The following is a 16205-nucleotide window of genomic DNA, read 5'->3' on the forward strand; positions in this document are numbered from 1 at the left end:
ATGGGCACGCTTCCGATCATCGACGCTGCGAATTGGTATGAAGCCATCCGTATGAGCGATGGCGTGACGCTGATCCACGAGCCGTGGATCAGGCCGTTCTTCCGCTGCAACATCTGGCATGTGCGCGGCCGCGATCGCGATCTCCTGTTCGACACCGGCCTCGGCCATTTCAGCCTGCGGCGCCACGTGCCGCTGGTGACGGAGAGAAAGCTCGTTTGCGTAGCGAGCCACACGCATTTCGACCATATCGGGTGCCATCACGAATTTCCGGACCGTTGCGTGCATGCGGCCGAAGCGGAAATCCTCGCCGATCCGCGCAATGAATGGACGGTCGCCGACCGCTACGCGACCGACGCCATGTTCGACGCAATGCCGCAGGGCTGGGATGCCACGCGCTACCGGATCCAGCCGGCGCCGGCCGATCGTTTGCTTGGAGAAGGCGATTTCGTCGATCTCGGCGACCGTGCCTTCGAGGTGATCCACACACCGGGCCATTCACCCGGTGGCATAGCGCTCTACGAGAGGAAGACCGGCATCCTGCTTTCCGGCGACATCGTCTATGACGGCCCGCTGATCGACGATGTCTATCATTCCACTGTCGACGACTATGTCGAGACGCTGCTGCGGATGCGCGACCTCGATGTTGCGGTCGTGCATGGCGGCCACTTCCCGAGCTTCGGCAAGGTGCGCTACCGCCAGCTTATCGACGAGTATCTCGCACAAAAGCGGCAGGCCGGCTGCCACCTGCTGCAGGCGCGATAAGCACCGGCCTCTGGATCGCGGGAAGTGCCTGGCGAATTACAACGCCCTTTGCGGGCACGGCGTGCCGGCGGCATCGCCGCAGCGTGAAGCCGTTGGTTGGGGTCTCAAACTTGTCTGTTCCGACTGGCGCACCAGTTGGGCAAAGGCAAGCGCGAAACTTCCCAGCATCAGGACGATGACAATCAGGCGTGTTACCGGCAATAAATCGGTCCGACTAGCTGGCCCCCACGCCGCCCATCCGCTGCCGGCTAACATGGTCGATCCGGCTTTACGAGAGTTTAACCCCCGTCTTAACCATCACATTCGCTTGTCACTCGACACGATGCGCGAGCAGCAGGCCGGCAGTTCCTCCCGGCGCTGTATCAAGCGGCGCCAGATGTCTCGCTTTGCAGATTTGCCCGCCCATGCTAACCCGGCGCTGGCGCGGCCCAAGCAACCGGTCGCCACCAACCGGTCGCCATCAACATCGCCATTGGGAGCCATGAATAAAGCCGCCAGCCGCTTCGCCTTCGTCTCGTCCGACACCGCCGACGCCAAGGCGGCGCTGGAGAGCCTTTCGGCGCGCTATGGCCAGGCATCCATCGAGGATGCAGAGATCGTCGTCGCGCTGGGCGGCGACGGCTTCCTGTTGCAGACCTTGCGCGACACGATGAGCACGGGAAAAAAGGTCTACGGCATGAACCGTGGCACCATCGGCTTCCTGATGAACGAATATCGCGCCAGCGGTTTGACCGGGCGCATCGCGGCGGCCGTTGCCGAAACGATCCGTCCGCTGGAGATGCAGGCGGTGACGGCTGAGGGCGAAACGATCTCGGCGTTGGCGATCAACGAGGTTGCGCTGTGGCGCCAGTCCTACCAGACAGCCAAGATCCGTATCACCGTGGACGGGCAAGTGCGGCTGGAGGAATTGAACTGCGACGGTGTGATGGTCGCGACGCCGGCCGGCTCGACCGCCTACAACCTATCCGCGCACGGGCCGATCCTGCCGCTCGATGCGCCGCTGCTGGCGCTGACTCCGGTCAGTCCGTTCCGCCCGCGCCGCTGGCGCGGCGCGCTGCTCTCCAACAAGTCGACCGTTCGTTTCGACATTCTGGAGGCGGAAAAGCGGCCGGTGAACGCCGCCGCCGACCATACCGAGGTGAAGGCCGTAACCTCGGTTACGGTGCAGGAATCGCCAACGGTAACGGCGACGCTGCTGTTCGATCCGAGCCACTCGTGGAACGAGCGCATTCTCGCCGAACAGTTCCGCTATTGAGCCGGCGCAGCGACAGCAGATGGATTAAGCATCGCGATTAAGGTTACGACTTCACAATCGTGCCGTCCCCCGCCTGTTTGTGTTGACAAATCGTGGGCTTGCGCCTACCTGCAATACCAATCTTGCAGGCGCGCGGCGCTTGCCGCGACCGCTTGCGTTGCGCCCCCGAACCAGCCAAAGACAGCCAAACTTGTCCTCAGACACCCAGATCGCTCAAGACGTGTTGACCTTCGCAGACCTCGGCCTGTCGCCGAAGGTCCTTTCCGCAGTCACCGACGCCGGTTACACCGAACCGACGCCGATCCAGGCCGGCGCCATTCCGCACGCCTTGCTCGGCAAGGATATTTTGGGCATCGCCCAGACCGGCACCGGCAAGACCGCCTCGTTCGTGCTGCCGATGCTGACCCGCCTCGAAAAAGGCCGGGCACGCGCCCGCATGCCACGCACGCTGATCCTCGAGCCAACCCGCGAGCTTGCCGCGCAGGTTGAAGAGAACTTCATCAGATACGGCAAGAACCACAAGCTCAACATCGCGCTGCTGATCGGCGGCGTGTCCTTCGACGAGCAGGACAAGAAGCTGGAGCGCGGCGCCGACGTGCTGATCGCGACGCCAGGCCGCCTGCTCGATCATCGCGAGCGCGGAAAGCTTCTGCTCAACGGCGTGGAGATCCTGGTCATCGATGAGGCCGACCGCATGCTCGACATGGGCTTCATTCCCGACATCGAGCGCATCTGCGAGATGATCCCGTTCACCAGGCAGACGCTGTTCTTCTCGGCGACGATGCCGCCTGAGATCACCAAGCTCACCGAGAAATTCCTGCACGCGCCGGTGCGCGTCGAGGTTTCGAAGGCGGCGTCCGCCGCGACCAACATCGTCCAGCGGCTGGTGAAATCCGGCTCAAAACCCTGGGACAAGCGCGAGACGCTGCGCAATCTGATAAAGGCCGAGGATGCGGAGCTGAAGAACGCCATCATCTTCTGCAACCGCAAGATCGAGGTCTCGGAGCTTTTCCGCTCGCTGCTGAAACATGATTTCGACGCCGGCGCGCTGCATGGCGACATGGACCAGCGCGCGCGCATGCAGATGCTGGCCAATTTCCGTGACGGCAAACTGCGCTACCTCGTTGCGTCGGACGTAGCGGCGCGCGGCCTCGACATCCCCGATGTCAGCCACGTCTTCAATTACGACGTGCCGATCCATGCCGAGGACTATGTCCACCGCATCGGCCGCACCGGCCGCGCCGGCCGCTCGGGCAAATCCTTCACCATCGCCACCAAGTCCGACACCAAATACATCGACGCGATCGAACGGCTGATCGGCAACAAGATCGAGTGGCATGACGGCGATCTGTCGACGGTCGTCGCCAGCGAGGGCGGAGACGACGATGCTCCCCGCCGTGGCCGCGGCGCCCCGCGCCGCGCCGGCCGCAAGGACGATGGCAAGGAAAGGGCCGAACGCAGACCACGCGAACGCCACGCCAAGCAAAGCCAAGCTGCCGCACCGGATGCGGCGCGCGAGGAACAGCCAGTGGCGGCCGAGACCGCGGTCGCCGATGCCGGTGAGCGGCGCGCGCGCAAGGAAGCGATCCGCTCGGAAAACACCGAGCGCCAAGCTTCACCCGAACGCCAAGCTTCACCCGAACGGAAGGCTTCGCCCGATCGCCATCGCAACGAACAGCGCGCGCCGGAACGTGGCGACACCAGGCCGCAGCGCGACGGCAATCGCCCGGCCCGCCATCGCCAGGAAGACAACGATGGTACCGTCGGATTCGGTGACGACATGCCCGCGTTCATGCGCATTGTCGCCAAGGGCTAACAGCAGAAATTGGGCTGATCACAGCAGAAATTCTCAAATACCAGCAAAACGGCCCCTTGCGGGGCCGTTTTCATGTGCAATGCCGTCTTCTGCCTGCCTTGCTCAGGTGAGCGGCGAGAGCTGGATTTCGACGCGGCGGTTCTGGGCGCGGCCGGCGGCCGTCGCATTGGAGGCGATCGGACGCGTCTTGCCGAAGCCGGTGACGGCGAAGCGGCGGGTATCGACGCCCTGCCCGGACAGATAATTGGCGACTGCCAGCGCGCGGCGCTGCGACAGGTCGAAATTGTGTTCGTCGCCACCGGTCGAGTCGGTGTGGCCGAACACGTCGACGGTGGTCTGGCGGAACTTGTTCAGCACAAGTGCTACCGAATTCAGCACCTGATAGAAGCCGGGCTTCACCGCGTCCTGGTCGACGTTGAAGGTGATGTCGGACGGCATGTTGAGGATGATCTGGTCGCCGCTGCGGGTGACGCTGACGCCGGAACCCTGAAGCTGGCGGCGCAGTTCGGCCTCGTTCTGGTCCATCGTGGCGCCGATGGCGCCGCCAGCGAGCGCGCCGACGCCAGCGCCGATCAGCGCATTGCGGCGATCGTTGCCGCCGGCGAGCAGGCCGAGCCCCGCACCCGCCAGCGCGCCGATGCCGGCGCCGGCCGCAGTGTTGGAAACTTTCTGCTGTCCGGTATACGGATCGGTTGTGGTGCAGGCACTCACGAGCACAGCCGTCGCCACTGCGACGAACACAGTCTTTTTCATCAGGTAGTCCCTCTCCAGTCCGCGGTCCCACCAGTGGCGCGCCGCATCCCTTGTGCGTCCAAGTTGACGCACGTCGCTCTATGCTTGTAACATGAAATGCGGCGAAAAATGGAAGGGGAAAAGCGGCTGGCCACGGCTTTTCCCGGTCAATCCAACCGCCGCTATTTGCGCAATTCCGATGGGCTGGCAGAGACTGTCGGCTACCAGAGATTCTTGCCGTCGATGACGACGACCTCGACCTGATCGAGGTCGAAATCGTCGAACAGGCGAGAATTCACGCTGATTTTCGGATTGTCGAAATTCGGCTTGCCGGTCGACCAGTCCGGCGTTTCGGTGAAGGTGCCGCAGCCGCAGGTGGCGCAGAAACCATGTTTTACCGTTTTCGAGCCCCATTGATAGAAAGAGACATTCTTGAGCGGGCTGGTGAGCTTGAATTGCGACGGGACGTAATAGGCCCACAACGAGCCGCGTTTCGAGCAGAAGGAGCAGGTGCATTGCGTCACGGTTAGCGGCGCTTCCGAAACCTCGAACATCGTCGCCCTGCAGTGGCAGCTTGCCTTTATGGTCATGACGCCTCCCTCGCGATTGCTTCCCGCCAGCGCGGTAAGGCAACATAAAGAGGCGCTGTTGACAACCGTCTGTCGGCAGACTCGGGGTGCCTGCGTCGGACGCGTGGCGTGCTTCAATCTTGTTGATGCATGTCGTTATCCCAAACCGCTGCGCAGCCTCGGGTCAGGCCATGGCTCTCGGAGCAAGCTTTTGGGCGACAAGCATCAAAACGACGACGGTGGCACGAACAGGCAGATGGTCTTTCCGTCATTGGCGCCGGCGACCGAACACCAGTGATATTCGCCGTCGGGCGAATTCTTGATCCGTGCATCGCTGTAGCCCACGACCTCGCCAGTTCCCTTGATGACATAGCCCTCTGGACGCTCGCTGATCGACGTCTGCGAGACCGCGCGGCAATCATAGCCGGAACAACAGGAGAATGGGTAACTCCAGCCTTGCGGCTTCGCTGCAGTCGGCGTGGCGTCGTGCGCCAAGGCGGATGCTGCAAATGTAGTGACGACGGCCGTCAGGGCCACCACCGCAATGATCGAATTCAGGAGGCGGCGCGCCGTCTTGACGGCTGAGGCCAGTCGGGTTGTGGAAGCAGGCATGGGCGCAATTCCTATCACCGAGTTATCAAGCGTTTCGCTTGCCCGTTCTTGGAACGTAACTTCCCAGTGGCCGGCTCGTCAGGTCGCAGATACGCCGCGTCCGGCCATAAATGCTTTTTCCCCCAGCGTTCGGATGCTGGGCTGATTCCTTTGCTGGCGCAAGAAATTGCTGTGCAACCGAGCGCCGACATCTGCAGCCGGAACCAGCCTGCCGGGGCTGACGAGAGTGACTTCATCAACCCCGGCAGTGGGATCGCGCGGATAACGAGAATCAGCTCGCGGTGGTTCCGGGCCAAGCCCTGGCAGGCCTGCAACAATGAACCCGGAGGTAGAAGTAATTGTCGAAAATTGGATGAAAAAACAAAGCCATAAAGCAGCCGCTCAATTACAGTGAAGAGCCTGTTACTCTAGCGTGATGTTCCTGCTGCTTGGGGCGTAGAAGCTTCAGTCGATATCGGCCACCACTTCGCCGGCGCCGCCCTCGATGCGCTGCGACAGCGAGGCCTCCATGAAATCGTCGAGGTCGCCGTCCAGCACGCTCGACGGGCTTGTGCTCTCGACGCCCGTACGCAGATCCTTCACCAGCTGATAAGGCTGCAGAACGTAGGAGCGTATCTGATGGCCCCAGCCGATATCGCTCTTCGACGCTTCGGTGGCGTTGGCCACCGCCTCGCGCTTCTTCAGTTCTTCCTCGTAGAGCCGCGAACGCAGCATCTCCCAGGCCTTCGCCTTGTTCTTGTGCTGGGAGCGCTCAGCCTGGCAGGCGACCGCGATGCCGGTGGCGAGATGGGTGATGCGGACCGCTGAATCGGTGGTGTTGACGTGTTGGCCGCCCGATCCGGATGAACGATAGGTGTCGATGCGGACATCCGATTCGGAAACGTCGATGTCGATCGTATCGTCGATCACGGGATAGACCCAGACGCTGGCGAAGGAGGTGTGACGGCGCGCATTGCTGTCATAGGGGGAAATACGCACGAGACGGTGAACGCCGGATTCCGTCTTCAGCCAACCATAGGCGTTGTGGCCCTTGATCAGCAGCGTGGCGGACTTGATGCCGGCCTCTTCGCCGTCATGCACCTCCAGCACCTCGACCTTGAAGCGGCGCCGCTCGGCCCAACGCGTGTACATGCGCAGGAGCATCGAGGCCCAGTCCTGGCTTTCGGTGCCGCCGGCGCCGGCATGGATTTCGAGATAGCTGTCGTTGGCGTCGGCCTCGCCCGAAAGCAGCGTCTCGATCTGGCGGGCCTTTGCTTCGCCGCGCATCGAGCGGATCGCCGCTTCCGCCTCGGCGACGACGCCCTCATCGCCCTCTTCCTCGCCAAGCTCGATCAAGCCGATATTGTCTTCCAGCGCCTGGGTGAGGCCTTTGACTGCGGCGATGCCTTCCTCGAGGCCCTGGCGCTCACGCATCAGCTTCTGCGCCTCCAGCGGTTCGTTCCAGAGGCTCGAATCCTCGGCACGCACATTCAGGTATTCAAGCCGCTTTATGGCTTGATCCCAGTCAAAGATGCCTCCTCAGCAGGGTTATCGCCTGCCTGATTTCGTCGACAATATTCTGCGTTTCCGCGCGCATGGCTGGCCGTTCTGTCCTGTGCTGAAATGGTGCCCTGTCGCTTGAGCAGAGCTTGGGTTGGCGCGATACATAGGGACGGCACCGCCGCCTGTAAAGCGAAATGGGCCGGCTCGAAAGCCGGCCCAAACACCTTAGACCTATGTCAATAGAGCCCGCCGCCGCCGGACTGGATGGCTTGGTTGGCCTGTGGCGACAGCGCGCCGCCGGAGGCGTTGGAGCCGTCCTCACCCATGCCGATCACCCAATAGCTGTCGGCGGGGCCGGTGCCCGGCTTGAAGGCTTCGATAAACGCGCCGGCGTCGTCCGGGTTGGCCCGCATGCCGGTTTTGCGATTGATGGCGATCAGTTTCATGCCTTCGGGAACCTGGAAATCGACATTGGGCGTGCCGTCCAGCGCCACGCGCATGAAGTCCTTGAAGATCGGCGCAGCAAGGCCGCCGCCGGTCGCGCCCTTGCCAAGACCTTTGGGCTGATCATAGCCCATATAAAGGCCGACAACGAGGTTGGGGGTATAGCCGATGAACCAGGTATCCTTCTCGTCGTTTGTCGTTCCAGTCTTGCCGGCGATGTGGCGGCCGAGTTCGGCAACGGTAGCGCCGGTACCGCGCTCGACGACGCCCTCCATCATCGAAGTGATCTGATAGGCGGTCATCGGATCGAGCACCTGCTCGGAATTGTCGACCAGTTCCGGCTCAGGCTGGTTCTGCCATTCAGCCGCATTGCAATTTTTGCAGCCACGTTCGTCCTGCCTGTAGACCGTCTTGCCGTAGCGGTCCTGGATCCGGTCGATCAGCGTCGGCTTGATCGACTTGCCGCCGTTGGCCATGATCGAATAAGCCGATACCATGCGCATCACGGTCGTCTCGCCCGACCCCAGCGCCATCGGCAGATACGGCGCCAGTCGATCATAGACGCCGAAGCGCTCGGCATATTCGGCGACCAGCTTCATGCCCATGTCGTTGGCCAGGCGCACAGTCATCAGATTGCGCGACCTCTCGATGCCGGACCGCAAGGTCGCCGGGCCCGCAGTCCTTCCATCGTAGTTTTTCGGCGTCCAGGTCGTGTTGCCGCTCTTGATGGTGATCGGGCCATCCATGATCACCGAAGCCGGCGTATAGCCATTGTCGAGAGCGGCCGCATAGACGATCGGCTTGAACGACGAACCCGGCTGCCGCATGGCCTGCGTGGTACGGTTGAATTCGGATAGCGAATAGGAGAACCCGCCGACCATGGCCAGAACGCGCCCGGTATGCGGATCCATGGCGATCAGGCCGCCCTCCACTTCGGGGGCCTGGCGCAAGATATAGGCCCCATCCGTACCTTCTTTCTTCTGCACGAAGATGACGTCGCCAGGCTTCAGCACGTCCGCCGGCGATTTGGCCTTGACTGTCTTGCCGCCGACCACATGACGCATGGCGAAACTCATGTCCTCGCGGCTGACGGTGCCTTCGATGCGATGCTTGACGAGTTCGCCCGAGATCTGCCGGGTCGGCCGAAGGCCGATCGACAGGCCGCTCTCCGAGCTGTCGAGCACGACGGCGAGCGACCATTCGGGCACGTCGTCCAGTCCCTTGACTTCGCTCAAAGGCACGCCCCAGTCGCCGGATACGTCGATGGTCTTCACCGGCCCGCGATAGCCGCGCAGCGTATCGAACTTCATCAGGCCGTTCTGCATGGCTTTGCGGGCGATGAGCTGCATCTTGGGATCAAGCGTCGTACGGACGGACAGGCCGCCCTCGTAGAGCGCATTCTCGCCGTAGCGCGCGCTGATCTGGCGACGCACCTCCTCGGTGAAATATTCGCCGGCGAACAGATAGGTGCCGGAGCGGCGTGGCTTGACGCCGAGCGGCTCGGCCTTGGCCTTGGCACCTTCCTCTTGCGTAACGTAGCCGTTGCCGACCATCTGGTCGATCACCCAGTTGCGGCGCTCGATGGCGCGGTCGGCATATTTGAAGGGGTGATAGTTGGAGGGGCCCTTCGGCAAAGCCGCCAGATAGGCCGCCTCCGCCACGGTGAGTTCATTCACCGCCTTGTCGAAATAGGTGAGTGCTGCGCCGGCGACGCCATAGGCGCCAAGCCCGAAGAAAATCTCGTTAAGGTAGAGCTCGAGGATGCGGTCCTTCGAATAGGCCTGCTCGATGCGGAAGGCGAGGATCATCTCCTTGATCTTGCGCTCGTAGGTCTGGTCCGAGGACAACAGGAAGTTTTTCGCCACCTGCTGGGTGATCGTCGAGGCGCCGACCTGGCGCTTGCCCGAGCCAGCATTCTGCAGATTGACCATGACTGCGCGGCCAAGGCCGGTCATATCGATGCCGGGGTGATTGTAGAAGTTTTTGTCCTCAGCAGACAGGAATGCCGCCTTGACACGATCCGGCACCGCCTGGATCGGCAAATACAGGCGCCGCTCGCGCGCATATTCGGCCATCAGCGCACCGTCGGACGCATGGATGCGGGTCGTCACCGGCGGTTCATACTTGGCCAGGACCTCGTAATCGGGCAAATCCTTCGACAAATGGCTGATATAGATCGCCACCCCGGCCGCGACCAAAAGGGCCAGCGCGGTGCCGATGCCGAAGAAATAGCCAATAAGACGAATCATGCCCGCTCCAGTCCTTGGTTCGGGAATTGCCTAAACGAAGCCGCCTTTCGCGCAAGCTTTCGAGACGATCCCGACCGGTAATCGAAAATCCATGTCGCCACCATGTGGGCAAAATGCGGCAGCCTGGAATTTCGGCTTCGAATGGCGAAAATATAAGTGCAAAGTGTTGTCGTCGTGCAACGCTGCCTCTGGTTGTGGCGAGGGCTGGCATCTCAGCCTCCGGTTCGGGCTCCGGCCTTGGCTGAAGCGAACAGGGCGATGGCATTGGTTATGCTCTGGGCCGCCTTGCTGCGCCAATCGGCGCTGAGCAGTTGTGCCTCGTCCTTGGCATTCGACAGATAGCCGAGTTCGACCAGCACGGAGGGAACATCCGGCGCCTTCAACACCTTGAAGCTGGCCGAACGCTGCGGATTGTTGATGAGGCCGACACTGGTGGAAAGCTGGCCGACCAGCGTTTGGGCAAAGCTCATCGAGAAACTGTGCGTCTCGCGGCGAATCAGGTCGATCAGGATGTCGGTTACTTCCTTGTCGTCGTCCTTGATTTCCATGCCGGCGAATTGGTCGGAAAGGTTTTCACGGTCGGCGAGCGCCTGCGCTTCGGGATCGGAAGCCTTGTCGGAGACGGTGTAGACGGTTGCGCCGCGAAGGCCCTTGACCCTGATGGTGTCGGCGTGGATCGAAATGAGCAGATCGGCCTCGTGCTGGCGGGCAATGCGCACGCGGTCGTCCAGCCGCAGGAATTGGTCCGTCTCGCGCGTCAAGAACACGTCGTATTTGCCGACTGCGGCGAGTTTGTCCCGCAATTCGGTGGCGAAAGCGAGCGTGACGTTCTTCTCGACGGTGCCGTTCATGCCCTCGGCGCCGCCGTCGATGCCGCCATGGCCTGGATCGATGACGATGGTGAAGCGATGGCCTGGATTGGAGACCGGGCCGGTGCCGACCCTGCCGCCCTTGTCGGAGGAGACCGTCGAGCCGGTGGTCAACGCCTGATTGGCAAGAGCGGCGTCGAACTCCCGCACGGACGCCGCCGACATGTCGATGGCGATGCGGTAGCCGTTGCCGTCATCGTTCTTGAGCACGTCGAACCTGTCGATGGCGAACGGGCCCTTGCCGGTGAGAATCAGCCGCGATACCCCCTCGCCGAGATCGCCGTAACGCACGCTCCTGACCAGGCCGCGCGCCTTCACATCCTTGGCATTGATGGCGAATCTCGTGCTTGGCAGGTCGATGACCAGACGGTGGGGGCCGCGCAGCAGGAACCATTTGACGTTGGGCTCACGATCGAAATTCATGACGATGCGCATCTTGGTGGCGTCACCGGCCATTTTGTAGCTCGTCACTGCCAGCGGCGCGTCGGCGGCAAAGGAGACTGGCGAACGAGCCAGGCATGCGACAACCAGCAACAGCAGACAAGCAGCGCGGAAGAAGTGGGCAGCGCGGAAGCGGGCACCTCGCAAGTGGGCAGCGCGGAAGTACGCGGCGTAGAAAAAAATGCCTCCGGCGCGACCACTCATGTGCGTGAAGACTGCCAGTGCCATCTCTTCCAGTCGCTCCGGTTTGGCGTGAGGCGCCCGATCCTGTTGTCGGCCAATCTTGCTTGTCGGAGTGTCGTCGTCTTGTCGAAACGCCGGTCAGGCCGCGAACTCGATTAACGGTTGGTAACCAGAGAAGGTTAACCAAGCCTTTTCACGCAACGCTTAAAGCCGTGCTTCCGTTGCGGAACTGCATTTTGCCGGCATCGGAAATCGGGGTTGCCTTCCAACCCGCCAAATCATAAAAGCGATGGTGGATCACTGCAATCCTGGAACCGTCCTTCTCCGCAGCTTCCTGCTACAGGTGAGATGAACGACGGCTCCTTTCGCGTCAGGCGAAAAGGCAACAGGTGATCGCGACGAATTTCGCAGGTGTAAGCCCGTGGCGGGGGAAGCGCCTGCGTGAGGAAAACGGCCGGGATTGTCCCGCGCCGGCTCTGTACGAGCAAACAAGCTGGTCCGGTTTTCCCGGGCTTTGGTTCAAAAAGGTTCTGCTGGTTACGATGGCTTCAAGCGCAATCATGGAAAGGTCCGCAGCAAACCGCGCCATTATGGCTGCGGGCGGCACCGCCATGGCGCTCAGGCAGCGGCCGGCGGACATTCAATTGCCCGGCACCCATGTTCATCCACACTCACAGCGGCGGGCTTTGCCTCGCAAGCTGCGGCTGACGGCTGCCGGGGGGAAACGAAATAATGCCCAACAAAATGCTGATAGACGCCTCCCACCCGGAGGAAACACGAGTTGTCGTCGTTCGCGGTAACCGTATTGAAGAATTCGACTTTGAATCCCAGGACAAGAAGCAGCTCAAAGGAAATATCTACCTCGCCCGCGTAACCCGCGTCGAACCCTCGCTTCAGGCAGCCTTTGTCGAATACGGCGGCAACCGTCACGGTTTCCTCGCCTTCAGTGAAATTCATCCCGACTACTACCAGATTCCGGTCGCCGACCGTCAGGCGCTGTTGCGCGCGGAAGCGCAGGAGGCTGAAGACGAGGACGATGAGGACGGCGATGGCGATGATCGCCAGAACCGCGATCGCGGCCGGCGCGGCCGCCGCCGCGGCGGCAAGAGCCGCGACCGAGGCGAACACAAGCGTGATGCAGGTGCGGCCGATTCGGACGCTTCTGGCGATTCCAATGACAGCGGGTCCAATGACAGCGGGTCCAACGACAGCGGCTCCAATGAGGGCGGCGAACACGGCGAGGATGCGGTCGCGCAGAACGTCGATGCCTCAGAAAACGTCGACACGCCGTCCGCTGCTTCGGAACATGGCGAGGATGTCGCCAGTCATAGCGAGGCAAGTCCTGATGAGACGAGCCGTGACGAGACGGGCCATGGCCGTGACGAAACTGGCGGTGACGAAACTGGGCCTTCCGAAGGCAGTCCGAACTCCATCGCCGCCAGCATCGAATCGGATGTGATTTCCGAAGCCGTGCCGCAGGCTGAGGCGGCCGGCGAAGCCACCTCCACCGACAATGATCGCGGCATGCTGGAAGAGGTGCAGTCATCGCATTCGGATGACCATGAAGTCGAATCGGTCGGCGCCGAGGATGCGCTGGAAGAAGCGCGCAACCGCCGCAAGCCGGTGCGCCGCCAGTACAAGATCCAGGAAGTGATCAAGCGCCGGCAGATCCTTCTGGTGCAGGTCGTCAAGGAAGAGCGCGGCAACAAGGGTGCGGCGCTCACCACCTACCTGTCGCTTGCCGGCCGCTATTCGGTGCTGATGCCGAACACGGCGCGCGGCGGCGGCATCTCGCGCAAGATCACCAACGCACAGGACCGCAAGCGGCTGAAGGAGGTCGTCGCCGATCTCGAAGTGCCGCAGGGCATGGGCGTCATCCTGCGCACGGCCGGCGAAAGCCGCACCAAGGCCGAGATCAAGCGCGACTACGAATATCTGATGCGGCTTTGGGAAAACGTCCGCAACCTGACGCTGCAGTCGACGGCCCCTGCCCTCGTCTACGAGGAAGGCAGCCTGATCAAGCGCTCGGTGCGCGACCTCTACAACAAGGACATCGACGAGATCCTGGTCTCCGGCGAAGAGGGCTATCGCGAGGCCAAGGATTTCATGCGCATGCTGATGCCGAGCCACGCCAAGGTCGTGCAGCCGTTCCGCGACACGACGCCGATCTTCGTGCGCAACGGCATCGAGGCGCAGCTCGACCGCATGCTGCAGCCGCAGGTGACGCTGAAGAGCGGCGGCTACATCATCATCAACCAGACCGAAGCGCTGGTCGCCATCGACGTCAATTCGGGCCGCTCCACCAAGGAGCACTCGATCGAGGACACAGCGCTTCACACCAATCTGGAAGCGGCCGAGGAGGTCGCACGGCAGCTGAGGCTGCGCGATCTCGCCGGCCTGATCGTCATCGACTTCATCGACATGGAGGAGAACCGCAACAACCGCTCCGTCGAGAAGCGGCTGAAGGATCACCTCAAGAACGATCGCGCCCGCATCCAGGTCGGCCGCATCTCGCATTTCGGCCTGATGGAGATGTCGCGCCAGCGCATCCGTGCCAGCGTGCTGGAATCGACGATGAAGCCTTGCCCGCATTGCGGCGGCACCGGCCATGTGCGGTCCGATTCGTCCGTCGCGCTGATGGTGGTGCGGGCGATCGAGGAATTCCTGCTCAAGGATTCGCGCAGCCACATCACGGTGCGGACGCCGGCGGCGACCGCGCTCTATGTGCTCAACCACAAGCGCGGCACGCTGGTGGAGCTCGAAAACCGCTTCGGCCTGACCATCACCGTCGAGGCCGACGACACGGTCGGCGCCCAGCACTATGCGATCTTCCGCGGCGCGCTGGCCGAAAAGCCTGAAGGCTTCGTCGAGGTGCGGACCTTGCCCGCCTATGTCGAGCCGGAAGAGCCCGCCGACGAAATCGAGGAGGAGGAAGACGAGGTCGTTGCACCGGCGGAACAACCGCGCCAGGCGCAGCAGCCAAGGCCCAGCGAGGATGGCGAAGGCCGCGACCGCAAGCGCCGCAAGCGCCGCAGACGGCGCGGCGGCAAGGATCGCGACCGCGAGCATGGCGCCCCCGTGGAAGGCGCGTCCATCTCGGCCGCTGCCGATGGCGTCTCCGAAGCCGCAAGCGATGAAGGCGCCGAAGCAGACCACGAGGACCAGGTCGGCGTCACCGAGGCGGTGGAAGCGTCGGATGAGGGGCAAGAGCCTGAAGGTCGGGAGCTTGATGAAGGTCCGGAGCCTGATGAAGGTCTGGGCAAGAAGCGTCGGCGCGGCAAGCGCGGCGGCAAGCGCAATCGCCGTGAAGACGGCGAAGGCGAGGTCGATGCAGGCACTGCCGAGTCGGCTGACCGTCCCGAGGTCTTGGAGGCCGTCTCCGGCGAACGGGCAGCAGCAACGCCGGTCGAAGCCACGCCGGTCGAAGAGCCTGTCGACCTTGCTCCGGCCAATGACGACATGCCAAGCGCCGAAAAGCCGAAGAAGCCGCGCCGCGCCGCCAAGCCGAAGAAGGCTGCGGCGGACGTCGTTGCCGAGACGCCGGTAGCCGAGCCGGAAATTTCTGCCGAGGCTCCCGCAGCTGTTTCGGAGGAAACAGCCGTGGCCGCCGTCGACGAGAAACCGAAGGTCCGCCCATCGCGACGCAAGCCCATACCGGTCGATGCTCCGGCTGAGCCGATCGTGTCCTCGACTGTTGCCGAAGAGGAAAAGACCGAGGAGAAGCCGAAGCGTGCCGGCTGGTGGCAGCGGAAAGGCTTTTTCTAAGCTTTTCGGTAGTTTAGCCTGATCTTTTGAACAAAAAAATCCCGCGCGCTCCTGTCGACAGCGCGGGATTTTCTTGTCTGAAGCGGGCAAATCTCTATGGCGCGAAAACCGACCAGTTCATCATCTTCGCCAGCCTTTCCAGCGCAATCGACCCCAGCCTGGAATTGCCGTTGGCGTTGAGGCCGGGCGACCAGACGGCGAGCGAGGCCACGCCCGGGACGATCGCCAAAATGCCGCCGCCGACGCCGCTCTTGCCGGGGATGCCGACGCGGAAGGCGAAATCGCCGGAGCCGTCATAGTGGCCGCAGGTCAGCATCATCGCGCCGATGCGGCGCGCGCGCTCGGCCGACACCACGGAATGGCCAGTCGCCGGGTTCTTGCCGCCATTGGCGAGGAAGCGGCCGGCCAGAGCCAGTTGCCGGCAGCTCATCGCGATGGCGCAATGGTGGAAATAGACGCCCAGCGCCAGATCCGGCGCGTGGCTGAGATTGCCGAAGGACTTCATGTAGTTGGCGAGCGCCAAGTTGCGAAAACCGGTGGCTCGTTCCGAAGCCGCGACCTCGCGGTCGATGATGATGGTCTCGTCGTCGGCCAGGAACTGGATGAAGCGCAGGATCTCGCCGATCGCCTCGCGCGGCTGGTGACCGGCGAGCAGAATGTCGGAAATGACGATGGCGCCGGCATTGATGAACGGATTGCGCGGAATGCCGTTTTCGTGCTCGAGCTGGACGATCGAGTTGAACGGGTTGCCCGAAGGCTCGCGCCCGACACGCTGCCACAGCGCGTCGCCGACATTGCCGAGCGCCAGTGTCAGCGTGAACACCTTCGAAATGCTCTGGATCGAAAACGGCTCATCGGCGTCGCCCGCCATCAGCACGCGACCGTCATTGGTCACCGCGGCAATGCCGAACTTTTTCGGATCGACCTTGCCGAGCTGCGGTATGTAGGTCGCGACGTCGCCGCGATCCGTGCGCTCGGCCATTTCGGCGGCAATCTCGGTCAAAGCCTGCTCGAGGTCCGGCATCA

At 62.6% G+C, this 16205-nt stretch carries 11 protein-coding genes; 4 read left to right on the forward strand and 7 right to left on the reverse strand.

Translation table 11 applies throughout. The features are described from left to right. The 3 genes from AC0L2M_RS07690 to AC0L2M_RS07700 all read left to right on the forward strand — a co-directional run bounded on the left by AC0L2M_RS07690 (window position 1) and on the right by AC0L2M_RS07700 (window position 3833). Entirely contained in the window at window positions 1-762 is a 762-nt protein-coding gene (locus tag AC0L2M_RS07690) for an MBL fold metallo-hydrolase (protein WP_473534503.1), read from the forward strand. Between the two features lie 481 nt (window positions 763-1243). Then, window positions 1244-2017: an NAD kinase gene (locus AC0L2M_RS07695; RefSeq protein WP_128246554.1), complete on the forward strand. Its 774-nt coding sequence runs from the start codon at window positions 1244-1246 to the stop codon at window positions 2015-2017. Window positions 2018-2207: 190 nt separating this feature from the next. Beyond that, a complete protein-coding gene (locus AC0L2M_RS07700) occupies window positions 2208-3833 on the forward strand; it encodes a DEAD/DEAH box helicase (protein WP_288142059.1) in 1626 nt (541 codons plus the stop codon). Between the two features lie 102 nt (window positions 3834-3935). On the opposite strand, the gene AC0L2M_RS07705 is transcribed toward AC0L2M_RS07700, so the two are convergent. The 6 genes from AC0L2M_RS07705 to AC0L2M_RS07730 all read right to left on the reverse strand — a co-directional run bounded on the left by AC0L2M_RS07705 (window position 3936) and on the right by AC0L2M_RS07730 (window position 11459). Then, window positions 3936-4586 carry a YiaD family glycine zipper/OmpA-like lipoprotein gene (locus AC0L2M_RS07705; RefSeq protein ID WP_128246555.1) on the reverse strand — a complete coding sequence of 217 codons (651 nt, stop codon included), beginning with the start codon at window positions 4584-4586 and terminating at the stop codon, window positions 3936-3938. Window positions 4587-4786: 200 nt separating this feature from the next. Further along, entirely contained in the window at window positions 4787-5155 is a 369-nt protein-coding gene (locus tag AC0L2M_RS07710) for a GFA family protein (RefSeq protein WP_473525183.1), read from the reverse strand. Window positions 5156-5359: 204 nt separating this feature from the next. Then, on the reverse strand, window positions 5360-5746 hold the full coding sequence (locus AC0L2M_RS07715) for a hypothetical protein (protein WP_128246557.1): 387 nt from the start codon (window positions 5744-5746) through the stop codon (window positions 5360-5362). Window positions 5747-6190: 444 nt separating this feature from the next. After that, window positions 6191-7322 (reverse strand): peptide chain release factor 2 gene (gene prfB / locus AC0L2M_RS07720; protein ID WP_128182291.1). Its coding sequence is split into 2 segments (ribosomal slippage): window positions 6191-7255 and window positions 7257-7322, totalling 1131 coding nucleotides; the frame shifts between segments, so codons are not numbered across the junction. A gap of 142 nt (window positions 7323-7464) precedes the next feature. Then, entirely contained in the window at window positions 7465-9921 is a 2457-nt protein-coding gene (locus AC0L2M_RS07725; protein WP_473534504.1) for a penicillin-binding protein 1A, read from the reverse strand. A 212-nt stretch (window positions 9922-10133) separates the two neighbouring features. Beyond that, window positions 10134-11459: an N-acetylmuramoyl-L-alanine amidase gene (locus AC0L2M_RS07730; RefSeq protein WP_473534505.1), complete on the reverse strand. Its 1326-nt coding sequence runs from the start codon at window positions 11457-11459 to the stop codon at window positions 10134-10136. Window positions 11460-12146: 687 nt separating this feature from the next. Here AC0L2M_RS07730 and AC0L2M_RS07735 point away from each other — a divergent pair. Then, window positions 12147-15179, forward strand: coding sequence for an Rne/Rng family ribonuclease (locus AC0L2M_RS07735; RefSeq protein ID WP_473534506.1), 3033 nt, complete (start codon window positions 12147-12149; stop codon window positions 15177-15179). 94 nt (window positions 15180-15273) lie between these two features. Here the strand turns inward: AC0L2M_RS07735 and AC0L2M_RS07740 are convergent, their stop codons facing one another. Beyond that, window positions 15274-16203 carry a glutaminase gene (locus AC0L2M_RS07740; RefSeq protein ID WP_023798153.1) on the reverse strand — a complete coding sequence of 310 codons (930 nt, stop codon included), beginning with the start codon at window positions 16201-16203 and terminating at the stop codon, window positions 15274-15276. Window positions 16204-16205 lie beyond the last annotated feature (2 nt).

Source organism: Mesorhizobium sp. WSM4806 (assembly GCF_055811635.1).

Bases quoted from the DNA above. Each gene is read 5' to 3' on its own strand.
- AC0L2M_RS07690 (WP_473534503.1), top strand. From the start codon at position 1: ATGGGCACGCTTCCGATCATCGACGCTGCGAATTGGTATGAAGCCATC.
- AC0L2M_RS07695 (WP_128246554.1), top strand. From the start codon at position 1,244: ATGAATAAAGCCGCCAGCCGCTTCGCCTTCGTCTCGTCCGACACCGCC.
- AC0L2M_RS07705 (WP_128246555.1), bottom strand. From the start codon at position 4,586: ATGAAAAAGACTGTGTTCGTCGCAGTGGCGACGGCTGTGCTCGTGAGT.
- AC0L2M_RS07710 (WP_473525183.1), bottom strand. From the start codon at position 5,155: ATGACCATAAAGGCAAGCTGCCACTGCAGGGCGACGATGTTCGAGGTT.
- AC0L2M_RS07715 (WP_128246557.1), bottom strand. From the start codon at position 5,746: ATGCCTGCTTCCACAACCCGACTGGCCTCAGCCGTCAAGACGGCGCGC.
- AC0L2M_RS07725 (WP_473534504.1), bottom strand. From the start codon at position 9,921: ATGATTCGTCTTATTGGCTATTTCTTCGGCATCGGCACCGCGCTGGCC.
- AC0L2M_RS07730 (WP_473534505.1), bottom strand. From the start codon at position 11,459: ATGGCACTGGCAGTCTTCACGCACATGAGTGGTCGCGCCGGAGGCATT.
- AC0L2M_RS07735 (WP_473534506.1), top strand. From the start codon at position 12,147: ATGCCCAACAAAATGCTGATAGACGCCTCCCACCCGGAGGAAACACGA.
- AC0L2M_RS07740 (WP_023798153.1), bottom strand. From the start codon at position 16,203: ATGCCGGACCTCGAGCAGGCTTTGACCGAGATTGCCGCCGAAATGGCC.